The 16,889-nt window shown below is 42.1% G+C and carries 16 protein-coding genes; all 16 read right to left on the bottom strand.

The genetic code is table 11. From position 1 onward, the window contains the following. Nucleotides 1-32: 32 nt before the first annotated feature. The 16 genes from CVV21_11805 to CVV21_11730 all read right to left on the bottom strand — a co-directional run bounded on the left by CVV21_11805 (nt 33) and on the right by CVV21_11730 (nt 16,252). Nucleotides 33-473: a hypothetical protein gene (locus tag CVV21_11805; GenBank protein ID PKL90619.1), complete on the bottom strand. Its 441-nt coding sequence runs from the start codon at nt 471-473 to the stop codon at nt 33-35. Between the two features lie 20 nt (nt 474-493). Beyond that, complete coding sequence (locus CVV21_11800) at nt 494-1,021, bottom strand: hypothetical protein (protein PKL90618.1); 528 nt, start codon at nt 1,019-1,021, stop codon at nt 494-496. Further along, on the bottom strand, nt 1,021-1,722 hold the full coding sequence (locus CVV21_11795) for a hypothetical protein (GenBank protein PKL90617.1): 702 nt from the start codon (nt 1,720-1,722) through the stop codon (nt 1,021-1,023). Before CVV21_11795 ends, CVV21_11800 begins: the two co-directional genes overlap by 1 nt. A 33-nt stretch (nt 1,723-1,755) precedes the next feature. Continuing rightward, complete coding sequence (locus CVV21_11790) at nt 1,756-2,286, bottom strand: hypothetical protein (GenBank protein PKL90616.1); 531 nt, start codon at nt 2,284-2,286, stop codon at nt 1,756-1,758. Then, a complete protein-coding gene (locus tag CVV21_11785; GenBank protein PKL90615.1) occupies nt 2,287-2,601 on the bottom strand; it encodes a hypothetical protein in 315 nt (104 codons plus the stop codon). Nucleotides 2,602-2,696: 95 nt separating this feature from the next. Then, nucleotides 2,697-3,821: a hypothetical protein gene (locus CVV21_11780; GenBank protein ID PKL90614.1), complete on the bottom strand. Its 1,125-nt coding sequence runs from the start codon at nt 3,819-3,821 to the stop codon at nt 2,697-2,699. Beyond that, nucleotides 3,808-4,896, bottom strand: coding sequence for a hypothetical protein (locus CVV21_11775; protein PKL90613.1), 1,089 nt, complete (start codon nt 4,894-4,896; stop codon nt 3,808-3,810). Before CVV21_11775 ends, CVV21_11780 begins: the two co-directional genes overlap by 14 nt. Nucleotides 4,897-4,942: 46 nt before the next feature. Beyond that, entirely contained in the window at nt 4,943-5,860 is a 918-nt protein-coding gene (locus CVV21_11770) for a sensor domain-containing diguanylate cyclase (protein PKL90612.1), read from the bottom strand. Nucleotides 5,861-6,038: 178 nt separating this feature from the next. Next, nucleotides 6,039-9,125: an AcrB/AcrD/AcrF family protein gene (locus tag CVV21_11765; protein ID PKL90611.1), complete on the bottom strand. Its 3,087-nt coding sequence runs from the start codon at nt 9,123-9,125 to the stop codon at nt 6,039-6,041. Then, the gene (locus CVV21_11760) at nt 9,122-10,357 is read right to left on the bottom strand and encodes a hypothetical protein (GenBank protein ID PKL90610.1); all 1,236 of its coding nucleotides are present in this window, start codon (nt 10,355-10,357) and stop codon (nt 9,122-9,124) included. The genes CVV21_11765 and CVV21_11760 overlap by 4 nt, the downstream gene beginning before the upstream one ends. A gap of 79 nt (nt 10,358-10,436) precedes the next feature. Continuing rightward, a complete protein-coding gene (locus tag CVV21_11755) occupies nt 10,437-10,793 on the bottom strand; it encodes a peptide chain release factor-like protein (GenBank protein PKL90609.1) in 357 nt (118 codons plus the stop codon). Between the two features lie 9 nt (nt 10,794-10,802). After that, entirely contained in the window at nt 10,803-12,629 is a 1,827-nt protein-coding gene (locus CVV21_11750) for a hypothetical protein (protein PKL90608.1), read from the bottom strand. Between the two features lie 63 nt (nt 12,630-12,692). Beyond that, entirely contained in the window at nt 12,693-13,007 is a 315-nt protein-coding gene (locus tag CVV21_11745) for a hypothetical protein (protein ID PKL90607.1), read from the bottom strand. Next, nucleotides 12,991-14,340, bottom strand: a complete 1,350-nt coding sequence (locus tag CVV21_11740) for a hypothetical protein (GenBank protein ID PKL90606.1) — start codon at nt 14,338-14,340, stop codon at nt 12,991-12,993. The genes CVV21_11745 and CVV21_11740 overlap by 17 nt, the downstream gene beginning before the upstream one ends. Next, complete coding sequence (locus CVV21_11735; protein PKL90605.1) at nt 14,337-15,455, bottom strand: hypothetical protein; 1,119 nt, start codon at nt 15,453-15,455, stop codon at nt 14,337-14,339. Before CVV21_11735 ends, CVV21_11740 begins: the two co-directional genes overlap by 4 nt. After that, nucleotides 15,452-16,252: an AmmeMemoRadiSam system protein B gene (locus tag CVV21_11730; GenBank protein ID PKL90604.1), complete on the bottom strand. Its 801-nt coding sequence runs from the start codon at nt 16,250-16,252 to the stop codon at nt 15,452-15,454. The genes CVV21_11735 and CVV21_11730 overlap by 4 nt, the downstream gene beginning before the upstream one ends. Between the last annotated feature and the right edge of the window lie 637 nt (nt 16,253-16,889).

The raw sequence follows: 16,889 nt of genomic DNA, 5'->3' as shown, positions 1-16,889 counted from the left end.
CCAAGCATCCAACCTTCCAAGCCTCTAAGCATCTACTTTATCTGCATCATGTTCAGTCCGGTAGCAGTGTCAATATCCTTAAAAACTTTAACCCCTGTTATTTCTGTCACCATTGCCTCTATCACATTAAAAATTTTCGCGTCAGCGCGCACACACCCCATTTTTGACTTTTCGCCTTTCCCAAAGTTGCCGTGAATATGCACCTGAGGCTCACCTTTTTTGTTTAAAAAAACCGAACCGGTGCCGAATACTTCCCAGCCGTCATTTATAGATATCATATTTGCCACCGGCGGTATCACGGCCTTCTTAGGCCCTGCCGCCATTTTTGCTTTCACCACCGCTCCAAGAAATACAAAAAACGCGCATTTTATCTTTTCTTTTTTTATAAAACTTTTAACTTCTTCAATAAAGTCATCATTATTTTCAAATTTAACCAGATACGTCCTTCCCTGTTTTGCCTGCGCGTATTTCATAAAACCTCCATATTATAATATTATCTTAGCACCTGATTTAGAAACTTTTCCGCCATATGCAGATGCTGCGGATTTTTTCCGTCAAACTTTTTTATATCCATCAGGGCTTTTAACACCGGGTGTTTTATCCTGACACGTTTATTGCCTATCACCGAAAGCAGAATCTGCGAAGACATAATATCGGCAGGATTACCTATTCTGTCTATCGCAGGCATATTTGCATTATTTTCTCCGACTATTTTATTATAGCAGTCAACTGCGGCTTCTATATCTGCCGCATTTTTTGCTTCTATCGCTTTTAGTAATGTTTCAGAGAGGGACTCTGTTTTTTCTTTTTCCGCACAATTGGGTAAAACATAAACTTTAAGATATTTAAAAGCATCCGACGGGCCATTGAATGATAAAAGGCTTATAACCGGCCTCATTGCGGATATTGGTTCGCCCTGAGGATAATAATGCATAAGCAAATAAAATCTGCCTTCAACAAGGGTTATTTCACCTGATACAGAAGGGTTAAAAGAATCTTTATCAGAAACTTCATCTTTCATTATTCCCAGACTCCTCCACTCTCCCCGTTATCCTTCCTTTCCGGTTCTTCGGAATTATATTCATATAAATCCGTATTATCAGTATTAATATTAACCGGTTCTGTTTCAAAGAACAGCCCTGCTGATATAAAAAAAGCGTCCGTTTTACCGCCGTCATACCTGCCGTTAAAAGAAGCTGAAATTAACAGTTCCGCGGCGCCAATTCCGGCGTGCCTGTATATTTCACTGCCCGCAAAAACCGAGATAATGTATTTTTCCATCCCTGATATTTGCCGTAACCCTTCAATATTTTCATTTTCATAAACAGTTGAAAAAGAAAACCCTGCCGATTGTTTTAAATCAAATAATTCTGACGGGTAAAATCCAAACCCGGCCCCGGCTTGCGCCCCAAAATACCCGGCTTTTGCCGCAGTAAATAAAGGTGCGTCATAAATTGCCCCATACATACCGCCGGCTTTATCGCCATTTTTTACGGCAGTGCCTGACGCGAACTTTAAAGAGAGAAACGGCGCCATAAAAAAACCGTCATTAATAAATTTTGTTTTTATATCCGCTGAATGAATTACTGCGTAGGCTGAATCAAACAGGGGAAATGCAGCAGAATACCCGCCGCCAAATGAGAACTTTTCATCAGAATATGAAACAGCATAAGCATTTGAAAAGAAAAGAAAGAGAATAAGAACTGCCGCTTTAATTTTCATAGTGGAATTTAACCTGCGTTTGGCATAAATTTTTTATTTGTTTTTCTTCCTGATGTTTTTTTTAATTTTTTTCTTTGCTTCCGCCTGCTTTACCTTGCTGACAGCCTTTAAAATTACAAATCTCATCCCCGGATATGAAGAAATACGCTCCAGTGATATTTCTTTTATTCTGCCGTCATTAAGCCCGCTTTCAATGGCTGCGGCAAGAGCTTCCCTTTCCACCGTTTCTTTGCCTGTTACTTTTAAGCCTTTTTTAAGAAGGTCTTCCGCAATTACAATATCCCCGTTGGAAACGGCAAATACCAGCGACCCGAACAGTTTATCCTTGAATGCGGACTGGCATACAAGAAACCCGGACATCATGTCATTTGTATCATCCGCCCCTTCAAGCATAAGGGTTTCCATCATTAAATTATCCGCGTAGGCGGCTGCCCAGTCAAGGGCAGAGTAGCCGTTACTGTCCTTGATATTAACATCCGCACCGGATTCAATTAAATTACCGGCCCTTTCTGAATCTCCCTGTTTTACCGCTATCAAAAGCTGTTCGTTCAATGCTTTTCCCATTTATGCTCCCGCTGCCAGATGCTTATTTTCCCTTACCCTTCCTGTTTTCAGTTCCCTTGTTAAAAACATGCTTTCATCTTCGCCTTCCGTTTTTATCCTGGGATTAATACGTCCGTTAAGTTTTATTATGACGCCGTCTCTTGAATTTTCCACCGCCGCTTTAAGGTCATTTAAAAGCTTTTCGGCTTTTTTTTCAGATAAATAAATGTTAGGGGTATCCGGAAGCACAAGAAATTCGGTGGGTTGAAGAATAAAAAGGTCAAGTTCTACTTCCACTTCTGAACGGTCTACTTTTTTTTCCTGATTTTTTTCCATTTTCCATCCTCATTCTTTTCTTATATTTTACATCTGCCGGCTGTGTATTTCAACACCTATAAATACAAAATTCAATTACTGAAAAGTGTTAAATATCAGTGAGCGCTTTGAATGCCTCCCATATCTTTTTTAGTATTCCTTTTATTTTCAAGCGCTTCCCTCATTTCATCATCCCTGGCATGGTCATATGCCGTCAGTCCGCCCTCATCTTTATTTTTTGTGTCTGCGCCGGCTTCAAGCAGTTCTTTTACAGTTTCAATATAGCCTTCTTTTGCCGCTTCAATAGGCAGATTATGTTCAGTATGGTTATGCCCGTTCTTTTTCCATTGATCCACGTACACTTTCAACACGTCAACATTTACCTCTCCCACCGCTTCCATAAGCGCTGTATATCCATACCTGTCTTTCATTTCCACGTCCGCACCAAGATTTATAAGCTCCCTTACCGCTTCCGGATGCCCTTTTAGCGCGGCAATCATAAGCGGGGTTTTTCCCCAGAAACCCTGCACGTTGACATCGGCACCCACTGAAGCAAGCCTTCTTATAATAAGGCTGTTGCCGGATAAGGCCGCATATATCATAGCACAGTCTTCATATTTATTTTTAATGGAAGGATTTGCGCCGGCATGTAATAATTCCATGACAATATCCGCATAGCCGTTACTGCAGGCATAAATAAGCGCTGTTTCAGAAACTTTATTTAAAGCATTTACTTTTGCCCCTCTTGCAATCAGTTTCCTTACCACCCTGGTATTTCCCCGTTCCGCAGCCAGAATAAGCGGTGTATTGCCAAACTTATTTACAGAGTCAACATTTTCCATTGCGTCTATTATCTCTCCAGCCGCTTCATAGTTCCAGTTAAGTATTGAAAATACAAGAGGCGTATTTCCTGAAGTATCTGTGTCTTTCAGCGCCTCTTTTTTGTTTCTTGCAATAAAAATAATTTTAGCGGTATCTTCCGTTATAGCAGCCATTATCATCTCTGAAAACCCGTTAATTTTGCAGTTGGCCCCGTTTTTAGCAAGAATATCGGCAATCCTGCTGCGCCCTGTATAAGCCGCAATTTTCAGGAGATTATTTCCATTTTCATCTTCGGTATCCGGGCTTACCCCTTCTTCCAGAAGTTTTTCCACCATTGAAATATTTCCGTTCTTTACGGCTATTAAAATCTGGATATTTTTCTCATTCATTTTCTTACCTCCTTTTTCACGCCTGGCCATCTGTTTCCGCCAGTTCCACTTCTTCAAGTATATTTTTTATTTTATCGCTGCCGGCACAGCACAGCGGAGTTTTGCCGCTATAATCCCTTGCATCCAAAGAAGCCCCTGCTTCAATCAATAACGAAACCACTTTTGCGTATCCGGACTCTGCGGCAACCATCAAAGCTGTTTTTCCACCGTCCAGTTTTACATCAGGATCAGCACCGGCTTTTAAAAGTTTGGATACCGCTGTATGATCTCCCTGAGCCGCAGCCAGCCCCAGAGGAGTCGCACCAAGCTGGTCTTTCACGTTTATTTCCGCACCTGATGCTATAAGCGCCTCTGTTATCCCGGTAAAACCTTTCATTACAGAGATATGAATCGCGGCTTTTCTCCAAAAACCCCTGCTGTTTATATCCGCCCCTGCTTTTATAAGCTTCTTAACTGATTTAAGCCTTCCATTGGTGACAGAAGTAATAAGCGGCGTATTGCCGTATTTATTCACAGTATTTATTTCCGCCCCCGCGTTTATTAAAAGCTCTGTTATTCTTGAATGGCCGTTCATCGCTGCAAGCGAAAGCGCTGTCTCTGCGCTTTTATCAGACGCGTTCACATCCGGCATGGGTTTTGTTTTTAGAAGCAGCCTGACGGTTTCAAACGCGCCCCTTTCAGCTGCTATCATTAAAGGAGTATTGCCGCTTCTGTTTTTGACATCAGGATTTGCGTTTTTTTTCAGGAGAAGCGAAGCGGAATAAAAGTCATTATATATGGCGGCAAAAGCAAGTTCAGAATTACCCAAAAAATCCTGTTTAAAAATTTCTTTTCTGTTATTACTTATTATGTTGCGTATTTTACGTTTGTTTCCAAGCGCTATTGCGGTTGCCAGTTTTCCAAAACGTTTCTTTTCTGTGTATGTGGCGTGTTTTAACATAAGGGCGGCTAACGGCCTGCTTCCGGAATATACCGCAAAATAAACAGCAGAACGGCCTTTTCTGTCCCTGAAATTTACACTTGCACCCTGTTTAATAAGTAACCTGGCCGATTCAAGATCTTTTTTCATTATAGCTTCAAAAAGGCTGTTTTCAAGATATCCCATTCAAAAATCCTCCGGTACTGCTTTCAAAAGACTTCCCGGCAGAGTGTTATCCAATTGTAACGCAGTTTTTTTCCAAATGTTTGCTGTAATACATAAGCCCGTCCGCCCTGTTTATTAAATCACCTATGGATTCATTTCTTTTCGCAAGTGTCGCGCCTATGGATATGGTAAGTTTTATTTTTTTATCCATGTACACAACTTCCGCTTCCTGTACAAGCGACCTTAATTTTTCTGCAATTATAAAAAGCGCTTTTTTATCCACATCAGAAATAACCGCTATAAATTCTTCCCCGCCCCACCTGCCGATAAAATCATGCTCGCGTATATTATTAATAAACGTCCTTGCCACCATTCTTAAAGCGCGGTCGCCCGCTTCGTGCCCGTGCACATCATTAATTTTTTTAAAATCATCCACATCCACAAACAGCAGCCCAAAATCTTTTTCCCAGGCGTATTTAGAAAGTTTCTGAAGCTTTACATTCACCTTTATTTCCGTATATCTTCTGTTGCCCACCCCGGTAAGTGAATCTATAAAAACAAGCTGTTTTAGTTTTTCAAATTTCTGGAAAGCTTCCACTTTGGCAAGGTTATCAGTGAAAATTTCAATTGCGCCGTTTATTACCCCTTTTTCATCCGCAATCGGGCTTATATTGGAATCAACAGGTATTCTGAAACCCTCCGCGTGCTTTACGTAAACTTCTTCCTGCACAAGGCGGTTATCCTGAATGGCCTTTAAAATAGGACAATCCTGATCATTGCAGAGATTTCTGCCTTTCATATCAAGGTGAGCAACAGTATTATCCCAGCAGTGTTTACCAATGACATCTTTGGACAAATATCCGGTTATTTTTTCAGCTGCGTTATTCCAGTATGTGATAACCCTGTTTTTATCAACAAAATAAACGCCTGTGTTAAGGCTGTCAAAAACAGCTTTATAATTAATAGAAAAATTAGTTTCAGTCATAACTTAAGCCCCCTTAAGCAATAACAATTATATAGACAAAAATGCTTAAAGTCAAGAAAGGGGGATTCAAAGTTATTTTGAATTGTTATATTCATTTTTTCTGCTAAAAAACTTTACAAAATGATGGGTTTTCTCACCGTAAAACATATACCTGTACATAATTGACACGCAAACAGGGCTATTTGAATTCTTCCATAACTTTTTTTACTTCACTGAAATGTTCTTTGTTTTCAAACCCTGACAGAAGGCTATAGAATAAAGGCACAACAAAAAGCGTAAACAGCGTGGACACAATGACTCCGCCTATGATTACAACAGACATCGGTATTCTTGATTCCGCGCCCGGCCCCAGAGCCATTGCCGGCGGTATTGCCGCGGCTATGGTGGCCACAGAGGTCATGATAATGGGGCGCAGCCTTAACGGGCAGGCGTGCAATATGGCTTCGCGGGTATCCATACCCTGTTCGCGCGCGTGAATTGTAAAATCCACAAGCAGAATGGAATTCTTTTTTACTATACCCATAAGAAGTATTATTCCGATTGCGCTGTATATGTTAATGGTATTTCCGGTAATAAACAGGGCAAGCAGCGCGCCGGTTACGCTGAAAGGAAGCGCCATTAAAACCGTGACCGGATGCACAAGGCTGTTAAACTGCGACGCTAAGACCATATATGAAATTAATATTCCCAGAAAGAGCGCAATGGCAAGGCTTATAAAAGTGTCGCTGAAACCTTTTGTGCTGCCGGACGCTTTAAGAGCATATCCTTCAGGAATTATTTCTTTTGCTTTTTCCTGAGTAAATTCTATGGCTTCTCCCTGTGAACTGCCGGTGGCCACATTGGCGTAAACCCTTACCGCGCGTTCGCGGTCCTGCCTTGTTATGGACACAAGGGTTTTTTCTTCCTTAAATTCCGCGACTTCGGAAAGTTTTACCATTTCCCCCCTGCTGTTGCGTATCATAAGGTTTTTTATTTTATCGGCATTTTTTCTGTCTTCGGTTCTGTACTGAACAATTATATCGTACCTTTTTCCGCCCCTTGTAAACTGGCCGGCGCTTACTCCGCCGTAAACCGCTCCCACGGCAGTACCTATTGAACTTATGCTTACTCCCCTGTCAAAAGCTTTCTTTCTGTCAGGAACAATCCTTAATTCAGACATGCCTGTCCTGTAATCCGTGTCCGCGTCCGTCATAAGGCCGCTTTTATCCATTTCTTCAGCCAGAGCCGACGCGTAAACCGAAAGTTTATCCCATTCAGGCCCTGTTATTACAAATTCAACTGGATATCCCCTTCTTCCCGCGCCTACGCTTACAACTGAAGGGTCCTGTATATTGGCGTTTCTTATTCCTTTTACCTTTTTAAACTCTTTCCTTAATACATTTGCAAGCTGCTGCTGGCTTAAACGCTTTTTTGTAACCGGGTCAACAGGCCTTTCTTTTTTGTCAAACAAAGATACAAACATAAAAGCCGAACCCGCGCCGATATTGGCGAAATACGCGGACACTTCCGGCCTTGAAGTTACAATTGCTTCAATTTCAAGCATGGCTTTATCCGTTGCCTGCAGCGCGGAACCCGGTGCAAGCTGCGCTCGTATTATCATAATCCCCATATCCTGAGCGGGAGAAAATTCCTTTTTAACCGCCAGCCCCAGAAAAATAGAAACAGCAAAAATAAAAAAAGCTCCAAAAACAACTTTTTTTCTATGATTCAGCGCAGCTTCAAGAGTTTTGGTATACCAGCCCTTAAAAACATTAAACGGTTTGTCAATAATGCTGCCTTTGTTCTTTTTCATAAGCTGCGAACTTAGCATTGGAGTCAGTGTAAGCGCTCCTAAAAGCGATATTGCAACAGCGGCAGAAATAGTCACGCCAAACTGAAAAAAGTACCTGCCAATTACGCCTTCCATAAATATAACCGGGATAAAAATCGCAAGTATGGCAACCGTTGCCGCGACCGCAGCAAAAGTAATTTCACGCGCCCCGCGTATGGAAGCCCTTATTTTATTTTCGCCGTTTTCAAAATGACGCGTGACATTTTCAGCAACCATAATGGCGTCATCCACAACAATACCTATTACAAGCGAAACCGCAAGAAATGTAAAAGTATTAAGGGTAAAACCCATGATTCTCATCAGGAAAAATGCCCCAAGTATTGACATTGGAATGGTTAAAAACACGCTGAAAGCGGAACGAAGCGAACCCAAAAACAGCCAGCACACAAGCGAAGTAAGTATTACGGATAACAGTATTACAAATATCATTTCATCGGCGGCTTCCCTGATAAATCTTGTCCCGTCAGAACGTATTTCTATTTCAAGGCCTTCCGGCAGTGTTTTTTTAATTTCCGCGACTTTCTTTTTTACCCTTTCCGCCACCTGCACAGAATTTTCTCCGCGCTGCTTTCTTACTCCAAGCCCAACGGATTCTTTCCCGTCAGTCCTTGCAAGCCTTGTCATATCTTCCAACCCGTCTTCCACCACAGCCACGTCTTTAATTCTAAGGGTTTTCCATATGGGCGAGCCTCTTCTTGCCGGTATTATTATGGAAGCAATTTCGTCAACGGTCCCCGCTTCTCCCATGACCCTGATATTGGTCTCCCTTGCCCCATTATCAAGGTTCCCGGCCGGTGACTCCCTGTGCCCCTGTTCAACCGCGCTTATTATGTCTTCTGCCGTTATTTCATTGGCAGCCATCTTTTTTGTATCAAGCCACACCCTTACCTTTGGGTCAAGGTATCCGCCAAGAGATACTTCTGAAACGCCTTTTATCGTGGAAAAAGAGTCTTTAACGTGGTCCCTTGTGTATTCCATAATAAATTTTTTATCGCGTTCTCCCGAAACCGAAAGCCACATAATAGGCATATCTTCCGGATTGCTTTTTGTTATTACCGGAATGTCCGCGTCATCCGGAAGCCTTCTTACCACCCTGTTTACCGCGCTCTGCAGGTCCTGCAGCGCCGCGTCAATATTGCGGTCAAGGCTGAATAATACAGTTACGTTTGACCTTCCGCGCGACGAAGAAGATGTAATTTCTTCCACGCCTTCCACGCCAAGAGAAGCTTCTTCTATAATATCGGTTATTTCTTTTTCCATAACCTCAGGCGCCGCGCCTTCCCATCCTGTGGAAATGTTAAGCGTGGGCGCGTCCACGTCCGGCATCTGGCTTACGCCAAGCCCGCTGTACGCGATAAGCCCAAACAGCGCCACAGCTGCCATAATCATCCATGCTAAAACCGGATTTTTTATTGAAAGGTCTGATAATGTCATTCTTTTTCCACCGCGCCTTTTGTGTATAAATCCAGAAGCATTGAATATTTTAGCAGCATTGCGCTTTCCCTGTCATAGGCGCGCTTTGAATCCGTTACATCCATCATTGCCTGCAGCACTTCAAGGTTTGAAACATTTCCCAGATAATAATCTTTTTCCTGCTCTTTAGCGCTTTTTTCAGCAGCTTCATAAGCAAGTTTTAATACCTCTTTGCGTTTTAAAGAAGCCTGATAGTCATTAAATATCCCGCTGATTTTCAACTTCATGAACCTTTTAGCGTCTTCATAATCCTGTTCCGCCGCTTTTGCAGCTGATACCGCCGCCGCAGTCTGCGCTATTCTGGCGCCGCCTTCAAAAATACTCCATTCCGCGAAAAGCGAAACCGAAGGGCCCGTGTACCTGTAATTATCTTCACCCAGTTTATGCGAAGCGGATAAGCTTACCACAGGCAGAAAACTTCCCGCCTGCGCCCACGCGGACCGCTGCGCGTAATTGAATTTTTCTTTCTGCGATTGAATTAGGGGGTTATTTTCAGCGGCGCTGTCTGCGTCAAAATTAGAAATTTGGATATTAATGCACTGCGGAAGGATAAATTCTTCAGCTTCCGCGCCGGCCATAAGGCTTATTTCATCTTTTATTTTGTGCAGGCTATTTTCATACTGTATCAGCTGGGCGTTTAAGGAATAATACCGCACTTCCGATGATGCAACCTCGCTTTTTCTTGCTTTCCCTATCGTTTCCCTTCTTTTTAATTCCTTTAAACGCTTTTCCATAAGGTTATATGATGCCGAATAATTTTCTGTTTCCATCGCCAAAGACGCGCCTTCAAAGTAAACCGATATTGCCTCTTCTTCCGCAAGCATCCTTGAATATTGCGCGCTTTTTTCAAAAGAAGCTTCCATGCTTGTTCCCGCAAGGTAATAGTTGATTCTTGACAACCCCGAAAACAGGACCATTCTGGCGTTAAGGTAAGTATCCCAGCCGTTGTCTTCAATATTATCACGGCCCGCAAGATAATAACGGTTGTGCCTTAAAGACACCGCGGGAAGCATATTTCCTATCGCGGCCCATGACAGCATCTTCTGCCTGTTAAAATTTTCATCGGCTTTTTTCACGGCGGGGCTGTTGGAAACTATCTTTTCAATTATGGGAAGGCATTGGGATATGTTTTCCGCGCGCAAATAAGAAAAAAAAGAAATTAAAAGCAACATTACAACCGCTGTTTTTTTCATAAAATACCATCCGCTTTTTGGAGATTAACGTTAAAACCTGAAATTTGACGCATGTGAGATTATAAAGGTTGCCTTTATTTTAGTCAATCAAGGCTTTTGATTTCTTTGCCGCGGCCTTTCTTTGCTTTCTGTTTTTGGCTTTTCTGATTTTATCCGCCCTGTCCGTCCTTGTGCTGCGGCCGGTCTGCAGTTCTTCAATTTTATCAACAAGCAGCCTTTTGGCCAGAAAACGGTTAATCTCCCTGTGGCGGGTTTCTTTACATTTAACTTCAATCCCGGTAGGCAGGTGTTTAAGATAAACCGCGTTGGAACTTTTATTTGCCTTCTGTCCGCCCTTATTGCCGGATGTCATAAATTTTTCAATAATATCGCTGTCTTTAATTCCAAGAGCGGTTATTTTATCGGACAGAATTTTTAACTTGGCATCCGTAATCATAATCGTGCTTTATTCCGCCCTTTTCATCATTTTTCTGGCGTCCCGCGCCTTTATATATATTTCTTTGTCACTCCACGCTGAAAAGCCCCAGGTTTCAAGGGCGTTTTCATAATCACCGTCATTATAAAACAGAAGCCCAAGTTCTTTTTTTATCTTTTCCTTAAACGGGTACCTTTCAAGGGCATCCTGCAGAAAATCAATTGCTTTGTCGCTGCCCTGCGCAGCGTATATCCTTGAAAGAGTTATTACCGCGTCTTCAGACGGCCTGGTTTCAATCATTTCCTCAAGTTCCGCTATTGCAGGCTCGGCTTTCTTTTTGTCATAAATATCTTTCGGGCTGTGCGGAAAAACATATTTTAAATACTTCTGCGTCTTAAAAGGATTCACAAGAAGCATCACTTCATCATCAAAAAAAGCCGCCTTGTATCCCCTTAAATACAGCGCTGACGCCAGTTCTTTGGACTCTTTTTTTATTAAAAAGGAATTAAGGCTGTACCCTTCTATATAAGAATCAATTGTATCAATACCTGATAATATTTCTTTTGCCTCTGCCTGTATTTTTTCATCATAACTGATAAAAGGCCTGACAGCCGGATACAGGCTGTAAGCAATAAAATTGCCCCATGCAGGATCATTAAAAATATTGGCAGGTACGCCTTCTGCAGAAATATATTTCACCGCAGCGCGGGGGTAATACGCTTCTTTTGCCGCGTTTGTGGAATATGACATCAGCACAAACAGGGCAAAAAACAGCATAAGCCCGTACACAGGAAGTTTTACCCGCGTAAGGCTGCTTTCCGTCCACTGTTTTGGCATTACTATTTCCCACCTGAACGCCAGATACAGGTAATACGCCCCTATGGGTATTAATACCACAAGCAGGTATGGTATAAATTCTGCGTTTATCATCGCCAGTCCAAGAAACAAAATTATAAGCACAACGTCTTTCATAAATTCGGAATTTCTTCCTGCATCAGAATTTTCCCTTGTATCAAAAATTACAAGCGCCGCAGCCATCACAATAAACAAATAAAACAAAATATAGTATAAAATATTTGCTCCCGAATAGCCAAACCCCCTGTGAAACCCGCCGGAAAAAAGCCTTTTTACAAATTCAATGTGGCTATTTATGTCCATTGGCGACAGCAATATAGCCGCGGAAACGGTGCACAGTGAAAATATATATATGTAGATGTTATAAAGGTATTTCTTTTCCGCGTTTTCTTTCATCTGAAGAACGAAATAACCACCGTAGATTAACATAATTACAGGAGCCAGCAAAGCGGTGGTGGAGGTATTTGCCCATAAAACCGCGGCTGCCGGAAGCGACACATAAAACCATAATTTTTTCGGTATAGGCCTTAATTCCATGACATAAATAAAATATGATGTAAATAATATTCCGGCAACAGCACCTGCTGAATTAAGCTGCGGCATAAGGAGAAAAGCGCCAAAAAGGCACAGCGGCATTACAATGCTTATATATTTTCTCTGCTGCCTTCTGAAAACCGTTGCAAAAAGTACAAGAAATATCAGGGCATACACAAGAAAGACAGGTACAAACATAAACTTTATCCCTGTCACATATGATAATGAATAAAACAACACGTCAGACATCCAGGTTTCCGGCTTTACCATCTGCTGGCCGGTATATGAAAAATCATAGCTGTCAGGAAGCTCCATTGACCTTACAATCTGCCTTCCTTTTGATGCCTTATCAAAGTAATCATTTAGATTATCAGGCGCTGCCGCACAAAAAAATACAATAAGCGCAAAAAAGAATAAAAGCGCGTATTTTAACAATTCTACAAGTTTTTTCTGTCCCTGTTCCGGCATATTGCCTCCATAAACGGATAAATTTAGCGGTTTAACAAACCGCAGGGTTTTTAAACCGCTTTATTATTTAATTTTCATTTTAACAAAGTTTATTTTTATAACCCCGTTGGTGTCATTTATTAAAGCATGCGACTCGCCCTCTTCCACAAGAAAAGCGTCGCCTTCAGATACCCTGTATTCTTTTCCGCACGCTTTAAAAAGCGGAGTGCCTTTTATAAAATAAAAAAATTCTTTTTCATCATCATGCATATGCTCCGCTATCTCTTTGCCGGGAATTAATTCAGCGCTTCCGGCAGAAAAATCAGGTTCATTAAAAAGATACCGCGAACCCCATGTGCCAAACTTCGCGGGCACTTCATTTTCATTTATTTTTTTCATTCTGTACACCCCTTCCGTAAATCATATAATATTTTGTGACTGCCATAAGGCCGTACCCTTTTGGATCGGTTTCTTTTTCCGCGTTAATACGTTCCACACATTTTATATCAGCATCACCGTCATAAAAGTTTCTGCCTGCCGGCTTAATACCTGACAAAAAAAGTATTTCCCGGCATCCTTCAGTTACGGCAAGCGATTTTGCTCCGCTTGTCTTTATTATTTCAGCCGCATTTAAAGAGTCATACTGTTTTTCTTCTGTTACTCCTGCCGAACCTATATATTTTTTCATACCGGAAGTGTAAAAATGCGCAGGTATAATTATAAGCGCCAGTATGAATATATAAATGCCGTTTTTTACCGTATCTTTATCCAACTTCAAGCATTGAAGTAACAGCGCTGACGATAAAGCTAAAAATGGAACCGCTGTAAGAAACGGCCCCTTTTCCCCGGCTATTGATGCAATCAGGCCGCAGATTATAGCGCAGATTCCTGATACTAAAACAGGAAAACTTTCTGTTTTCCCTTTTTTAAACAAGAAAATAATAATACTTATCACAAATGCGGCCGTTCCAAATAGATATACCAAAAGCACATCTGCTATTCCAGCAGTACCGTAAAAAGAAAATTGCCCTGCAATTGCCCGTCCAAAACCCGCCAGCATTCCCTCTTTTATCATATAAATACATGCCGCAATAATAACAGCAAAAAAACCCGCCGTCAGAAACAGCAAATGTTTTAGTGCATTACTTTTTTCTCTTTTAAGAACAAAATATAAAGGCACAAAAATAAAAAACACCGCCTGTGCCATTGTTAAAAATGCCGCGCCAATAAAAATACCTGAAAGCGCGTAGTCGGCATTTTCAAAACCTTCTTCCAGTTCCGCCACAAAAAGGAAAGAAAGAAGCAAAAAAATCTGCGAAAAATATGAAGGATAAGCGTTAAGCCCGCCGCCGGCGTGGGTGTTCTGATATAAACCATACATAAAAACCGCAAATAAGGATAAGACATTCCCAAAATATGTCCTTGCCGCCATAAACACAAGAGCTGCTGTCAGTAAAAAATAAATAACTCCAAGTTTTCTTACGGCTTCCGGGTTTTCACCCGCAAAGGAAAAAGCCGCCCTGTAAACATAAGCAGTCAACGGCATCAGTTTTGTATCATTCTGCGCGTACATTGTTTCCGTGCCCGTGTTCTTTCCAAAATACGCAAGTTCCCCTTCGGCGGAATCAATTGGATTATAAACGAAGAAAAACCTGAACAAAGCAAAGACGCAGATAATAACAGTGAAAAATATTACGGTTTTTAAAGACAATACTTTTTCTTCTGAACTCACAACACCCTCTTTAAAAGTTTTTCTGTTTTCTCCGCATCCATTTTCACGGGATTATACTGCATTGACCCTGAATAAGCGGTGGTTGAAAGAATCAGTCCGGACAGTTCTTTGGCTTTGCTGCATACATCACTTATTTTTTCCGGTATGTTCATTTTTTTATTTAAACCGGAAACTGTTTCTATTATGTCATTTCCTGCCTCTTTTTCAAGGGCTTTCATCCCTTTTAAACACGCCTTTTTATTGTATTTTAAAACATAAGGCAGCATTATGGCGTTTACCAGCCCGTGCGGCATTTTACAAATTGCACCCACCGGATGCCCAAGCCCGTGCACAGCGCCTAACCCCGCGTTTGCAAAAGCAAAACCTGCGGTTAAGCTTCCAAGCAGCATCGCGCGCCTGGCCTCTTTATTGCCGCCGTTCTTATATGCTTTTACAATATTTGCCTGAATAAGTTTAATTGCCGACACGGACATCGCCTTTGTCACTTCGTTAGCGCCGGAGGAGAAATATGATTCCACAGCGTGAGTCAAAGCGTCCATTCCCGTCCATGCCGTAATATCCGGCGGCATTGAATATGTAAGCTGCGGGTCTGCCAGAACCAGCCGCGGTACAAGCATATCGCCGCGCAGGCTTATTTTTATTTTTTTATCCGTCCATGTAAGCACAGAATTTTTTGTGCATTCCGAACCTGTGCCCGCGGTTGTGGGGATTGCTATAAAATATACCGGAGAATTTTTTAGTTTTACTTTATTTTCAAGATAATCAACAACACTGTATTTATCCGCCGCGCACCCGGCGGCCGCTTTGGCACAGTCCAGCGCGCTTCCCCCGCCAAGCCCTATTATAAAACCGGCTTTTACGCTTCTGCAGAACCGCGCCGCTTTATCAACCGTTTCAACAGAAACTTCCGGTTCCACCCCGTCATAAATATGTATTTTTTTGCCGGTTTTTCTAAGATATGCCGCCGCCCTGTCCAGGGCGCCGGATTTTTTCGCGGATTTTCCGCCTGTGATAATTACACCCGCGGCACCGGGTATATTTTCCTTTTCAAGCAGGGATAATGACCCTTCGCCAAAACGGACAACAGGGGGAAAAAGAAGGTTAAAACCTGTCATGTTATAATCATTCCTCCATACCCTACCACCTGTTCAGTCTCGCCGGTTACGTCGCCGGAAGTCATATATCTGACAAGTTTTGCCTCTGTAGCGCCAAGTTCTTTGCATGCCAGAAGCATCACATAAACAGGCATCCAGCCGCACATGGTAATATCATTTTTTTCAACCGCATCTGTCATTGCATCGGGATCAAGTTTTAATATGGCGTCAATAACCATTTTATCTTTTTTCTTTACAACATCAGCAGGTTCATAATGCGTTAAATCTGAAGAGGCAACTATTAAAGCCTGGCTGTCATCCAATACATGCGCCAGCGCTTTGGCAAGCAGTTTAAGTTCATCCCTGGAAGGCTGCGCAAGCGATATGGGTACAAATTTAATACTGCTGTTTATCTGCTGAAGAAAAGGTATCTGTACTTCTATTGAATGTTCCCTGGCGTGTGCTGTCCTGTCCTGGTGGGTAATACCCGCGGCTTTCATTATATCTGAAGCCATATTCTTATCTATCTGCAAATCACCCAAAGGGGTTTTCCATGCACCCTCGCCGTATATAGAAACCGGCACTCCCACACCTGTATGATTAGGGCCAAGTATTATTACTGTGTCCGGAATCTCAACAGAATTAAATGTTTCCGCAGCCACTTTTCCGGAATACATATATCCGGCATGAGGCACCATAATCCCTTTGGCAAGCACCTTTTCCACAGGCGCGTCCTTTTTTAATTCCAGTATTTGTTTAAGCAGGCCTTCTTTTGATTTTTCATAAAACGTTCCGGCAACAACAGGTTCCCTAAGCATTTACAGCCCCCAACCAACACGGTTTGCAGTTTTCATATACTCTCAACGAACTCCTAAACTCCCGCAACCGCCAGATTATGTATATTTTATTATATATAATAAGTATATTCAACCCTAATAATACCTCAGCGGCTCGGATGTTCGGAAGTAACGATAAAACAAATATTGAAAATTCGAAATTGGAAAATTGGAAGGACAAAAATAATACAGGGGTTGGGTGTATTTTTTAAGTGCGTGCCGCGCAAGTATATTTTCTATGCGGCAGAAACTGTTTAATGCCGCGCCGGCAGATTCGGATGTGCCGCAAGCCCACGGCTGCCAATGAATTAACATACCTGCTGACTTCAAACTTGTTTGAATACAAGCACACCAATTTGCGGCGCGTACTGAAAAAACATACCCAAGCCCGGTAAAGCCAAGGGACGGATGTACAGATGGCCGGAGGGAAAGAAGTAAATAAAACATCGAGAATTCGAAATTGGAAAATTAGAAGGACAAAAACAATACAGGGGTTGGGTGTATTTTTTAAGTGCGTGCCGCGCAAGTATATTTTCTATGCGGCAGGAACTGTTTAATGCCGCGCCGGCAGATTCGGATGTGCCGCAAGCCCACGGCTGCCAATGACGTTAACACAGCG

It is taken from the genome of Candidatus Goldiibacteriota bacterium HGW-Goldbacteria-1 (assembly GCA_002839855.1).
Taxonomy (GTDB): Bacteria; Oederibacteriota; PGYV01; order PGYV01; family PGYV01; genus PGYV01.
This window is presented reverse-complemented; position numbering and strand designations above follow the sequence as displayed.

What these genes read in the sequence shown, in the direction of transcription:
- CVV21_11780 (PKL90614.1), bottom strand. Translation starts at nt 3,821, where the DNA reads ATGGCCAGGCGTGAAAAAGGAGGTAAGAAAATGAATGAGAAAAATATC.
- CVV21_11790 (PKL90616.1), bottom strand. Translation starts at nt 2,286, where the DNA reads ATGGGAAAAGCATTGAACGAACAGCTTTTGATAGCGGTAAAACAGGGA.
- CVV21_11745 (PKL90607.1), bottom strand. Translation starts at nt 13,007, where the DNA reads ATGAAAAAAATAAATGAAAATGAAGTGCCCGCGAAGTTTGGCACATGG.
- CVV21_11770 (PKL90612.1), bottom strand. Translation starts at nt 5,860, where the DNA reads ATGACTGAAACTAATTTTTCTATTAATTATAAAGCTGTTTTTGACAGC.
- CVV21_11800 (PKL90618.1), bottom strand. Translation starts at nt 1,021, where the DNA reads ATGAAAGATGAAGTTTCTGATAAAGATTCTTTTAACCCTTCTGTATCA.
- CVV21_11730 (PKL90604.1), bottom strand. Translation starts at nt 16,252, where the DNA reads ATGCTTAGGGAACCTGTTGTTGCCGGAACGTTTTATGAAAAATCAAAA.
- CVV21_11785 (PKL90615.1), bottom strand. Translation starts at nt 2,601, where the DNA reads ATGGAAAAAAATCAGGAAAAAAAAGTAGACCGTTCAGAAGTGGAAGTA.
- CVV21_11795 (PKL90617.1), bottom strand. Translation starts at nt 1,722, where the DNA reads ATGAAAATTAAAGCGGCAGTTCTTATTCTCTTTCTTTTCTTTTCAAAT.
- CVV21_11765 (PKL90611.1), bottom strand. Translation starts at nt 9,125, where the DNA reads ATGACATTATCAGACCTTTCAATAAAAAATCCGGTTTTAGCATGGATG.
- CVV21_11750 (PKL90608.1), bottom strand. Translation starts at nt 12,629, where the DNA reads ATGCCGGAACAGGGACAGAAAAAACTTGTAGAATTGTTAAAATACGCG.
- CVV21_11760 (PKL90610.1), bottom strand. Translation starts at nt 10,357, where the DNA reads ATGAAAAAAACAGCGGTTGTAATGTTGCTTTTAATTTCTTTTTTTTCT.
- CVV21_11735 (PKL90605.1), bottom strand. Translation starts at nt 15,455, where the DNA reads ATGACAGGTTTTAACCTTCTTTTTCCCCCTGTTGTCCGTTTTGGCGAA.
- CVV21_11805 (PKL90619.1), bottom strand. Translation starts at nt 473, where the DNA reads ATGAAATACGCGCAGGCAAAACAGGGAAGGACGTATCTGGTTAAATTT.
- CVV21_11755 (PKL90609.1), bottom strand. Translation starts at nt 10,793, where the DNA reads ATGATTACGGATGCCAAGTTAAAAATTCTGTCCGATAAAATAACCGCT.
- CVV21_11775 (PKL90613.1), bottom strand. Translation starts at nt 4,896, where the DNA reads ATGGGATATCTTGAAAACAGCCTTTTTGAAGCTATAATGAAAAAAGAT.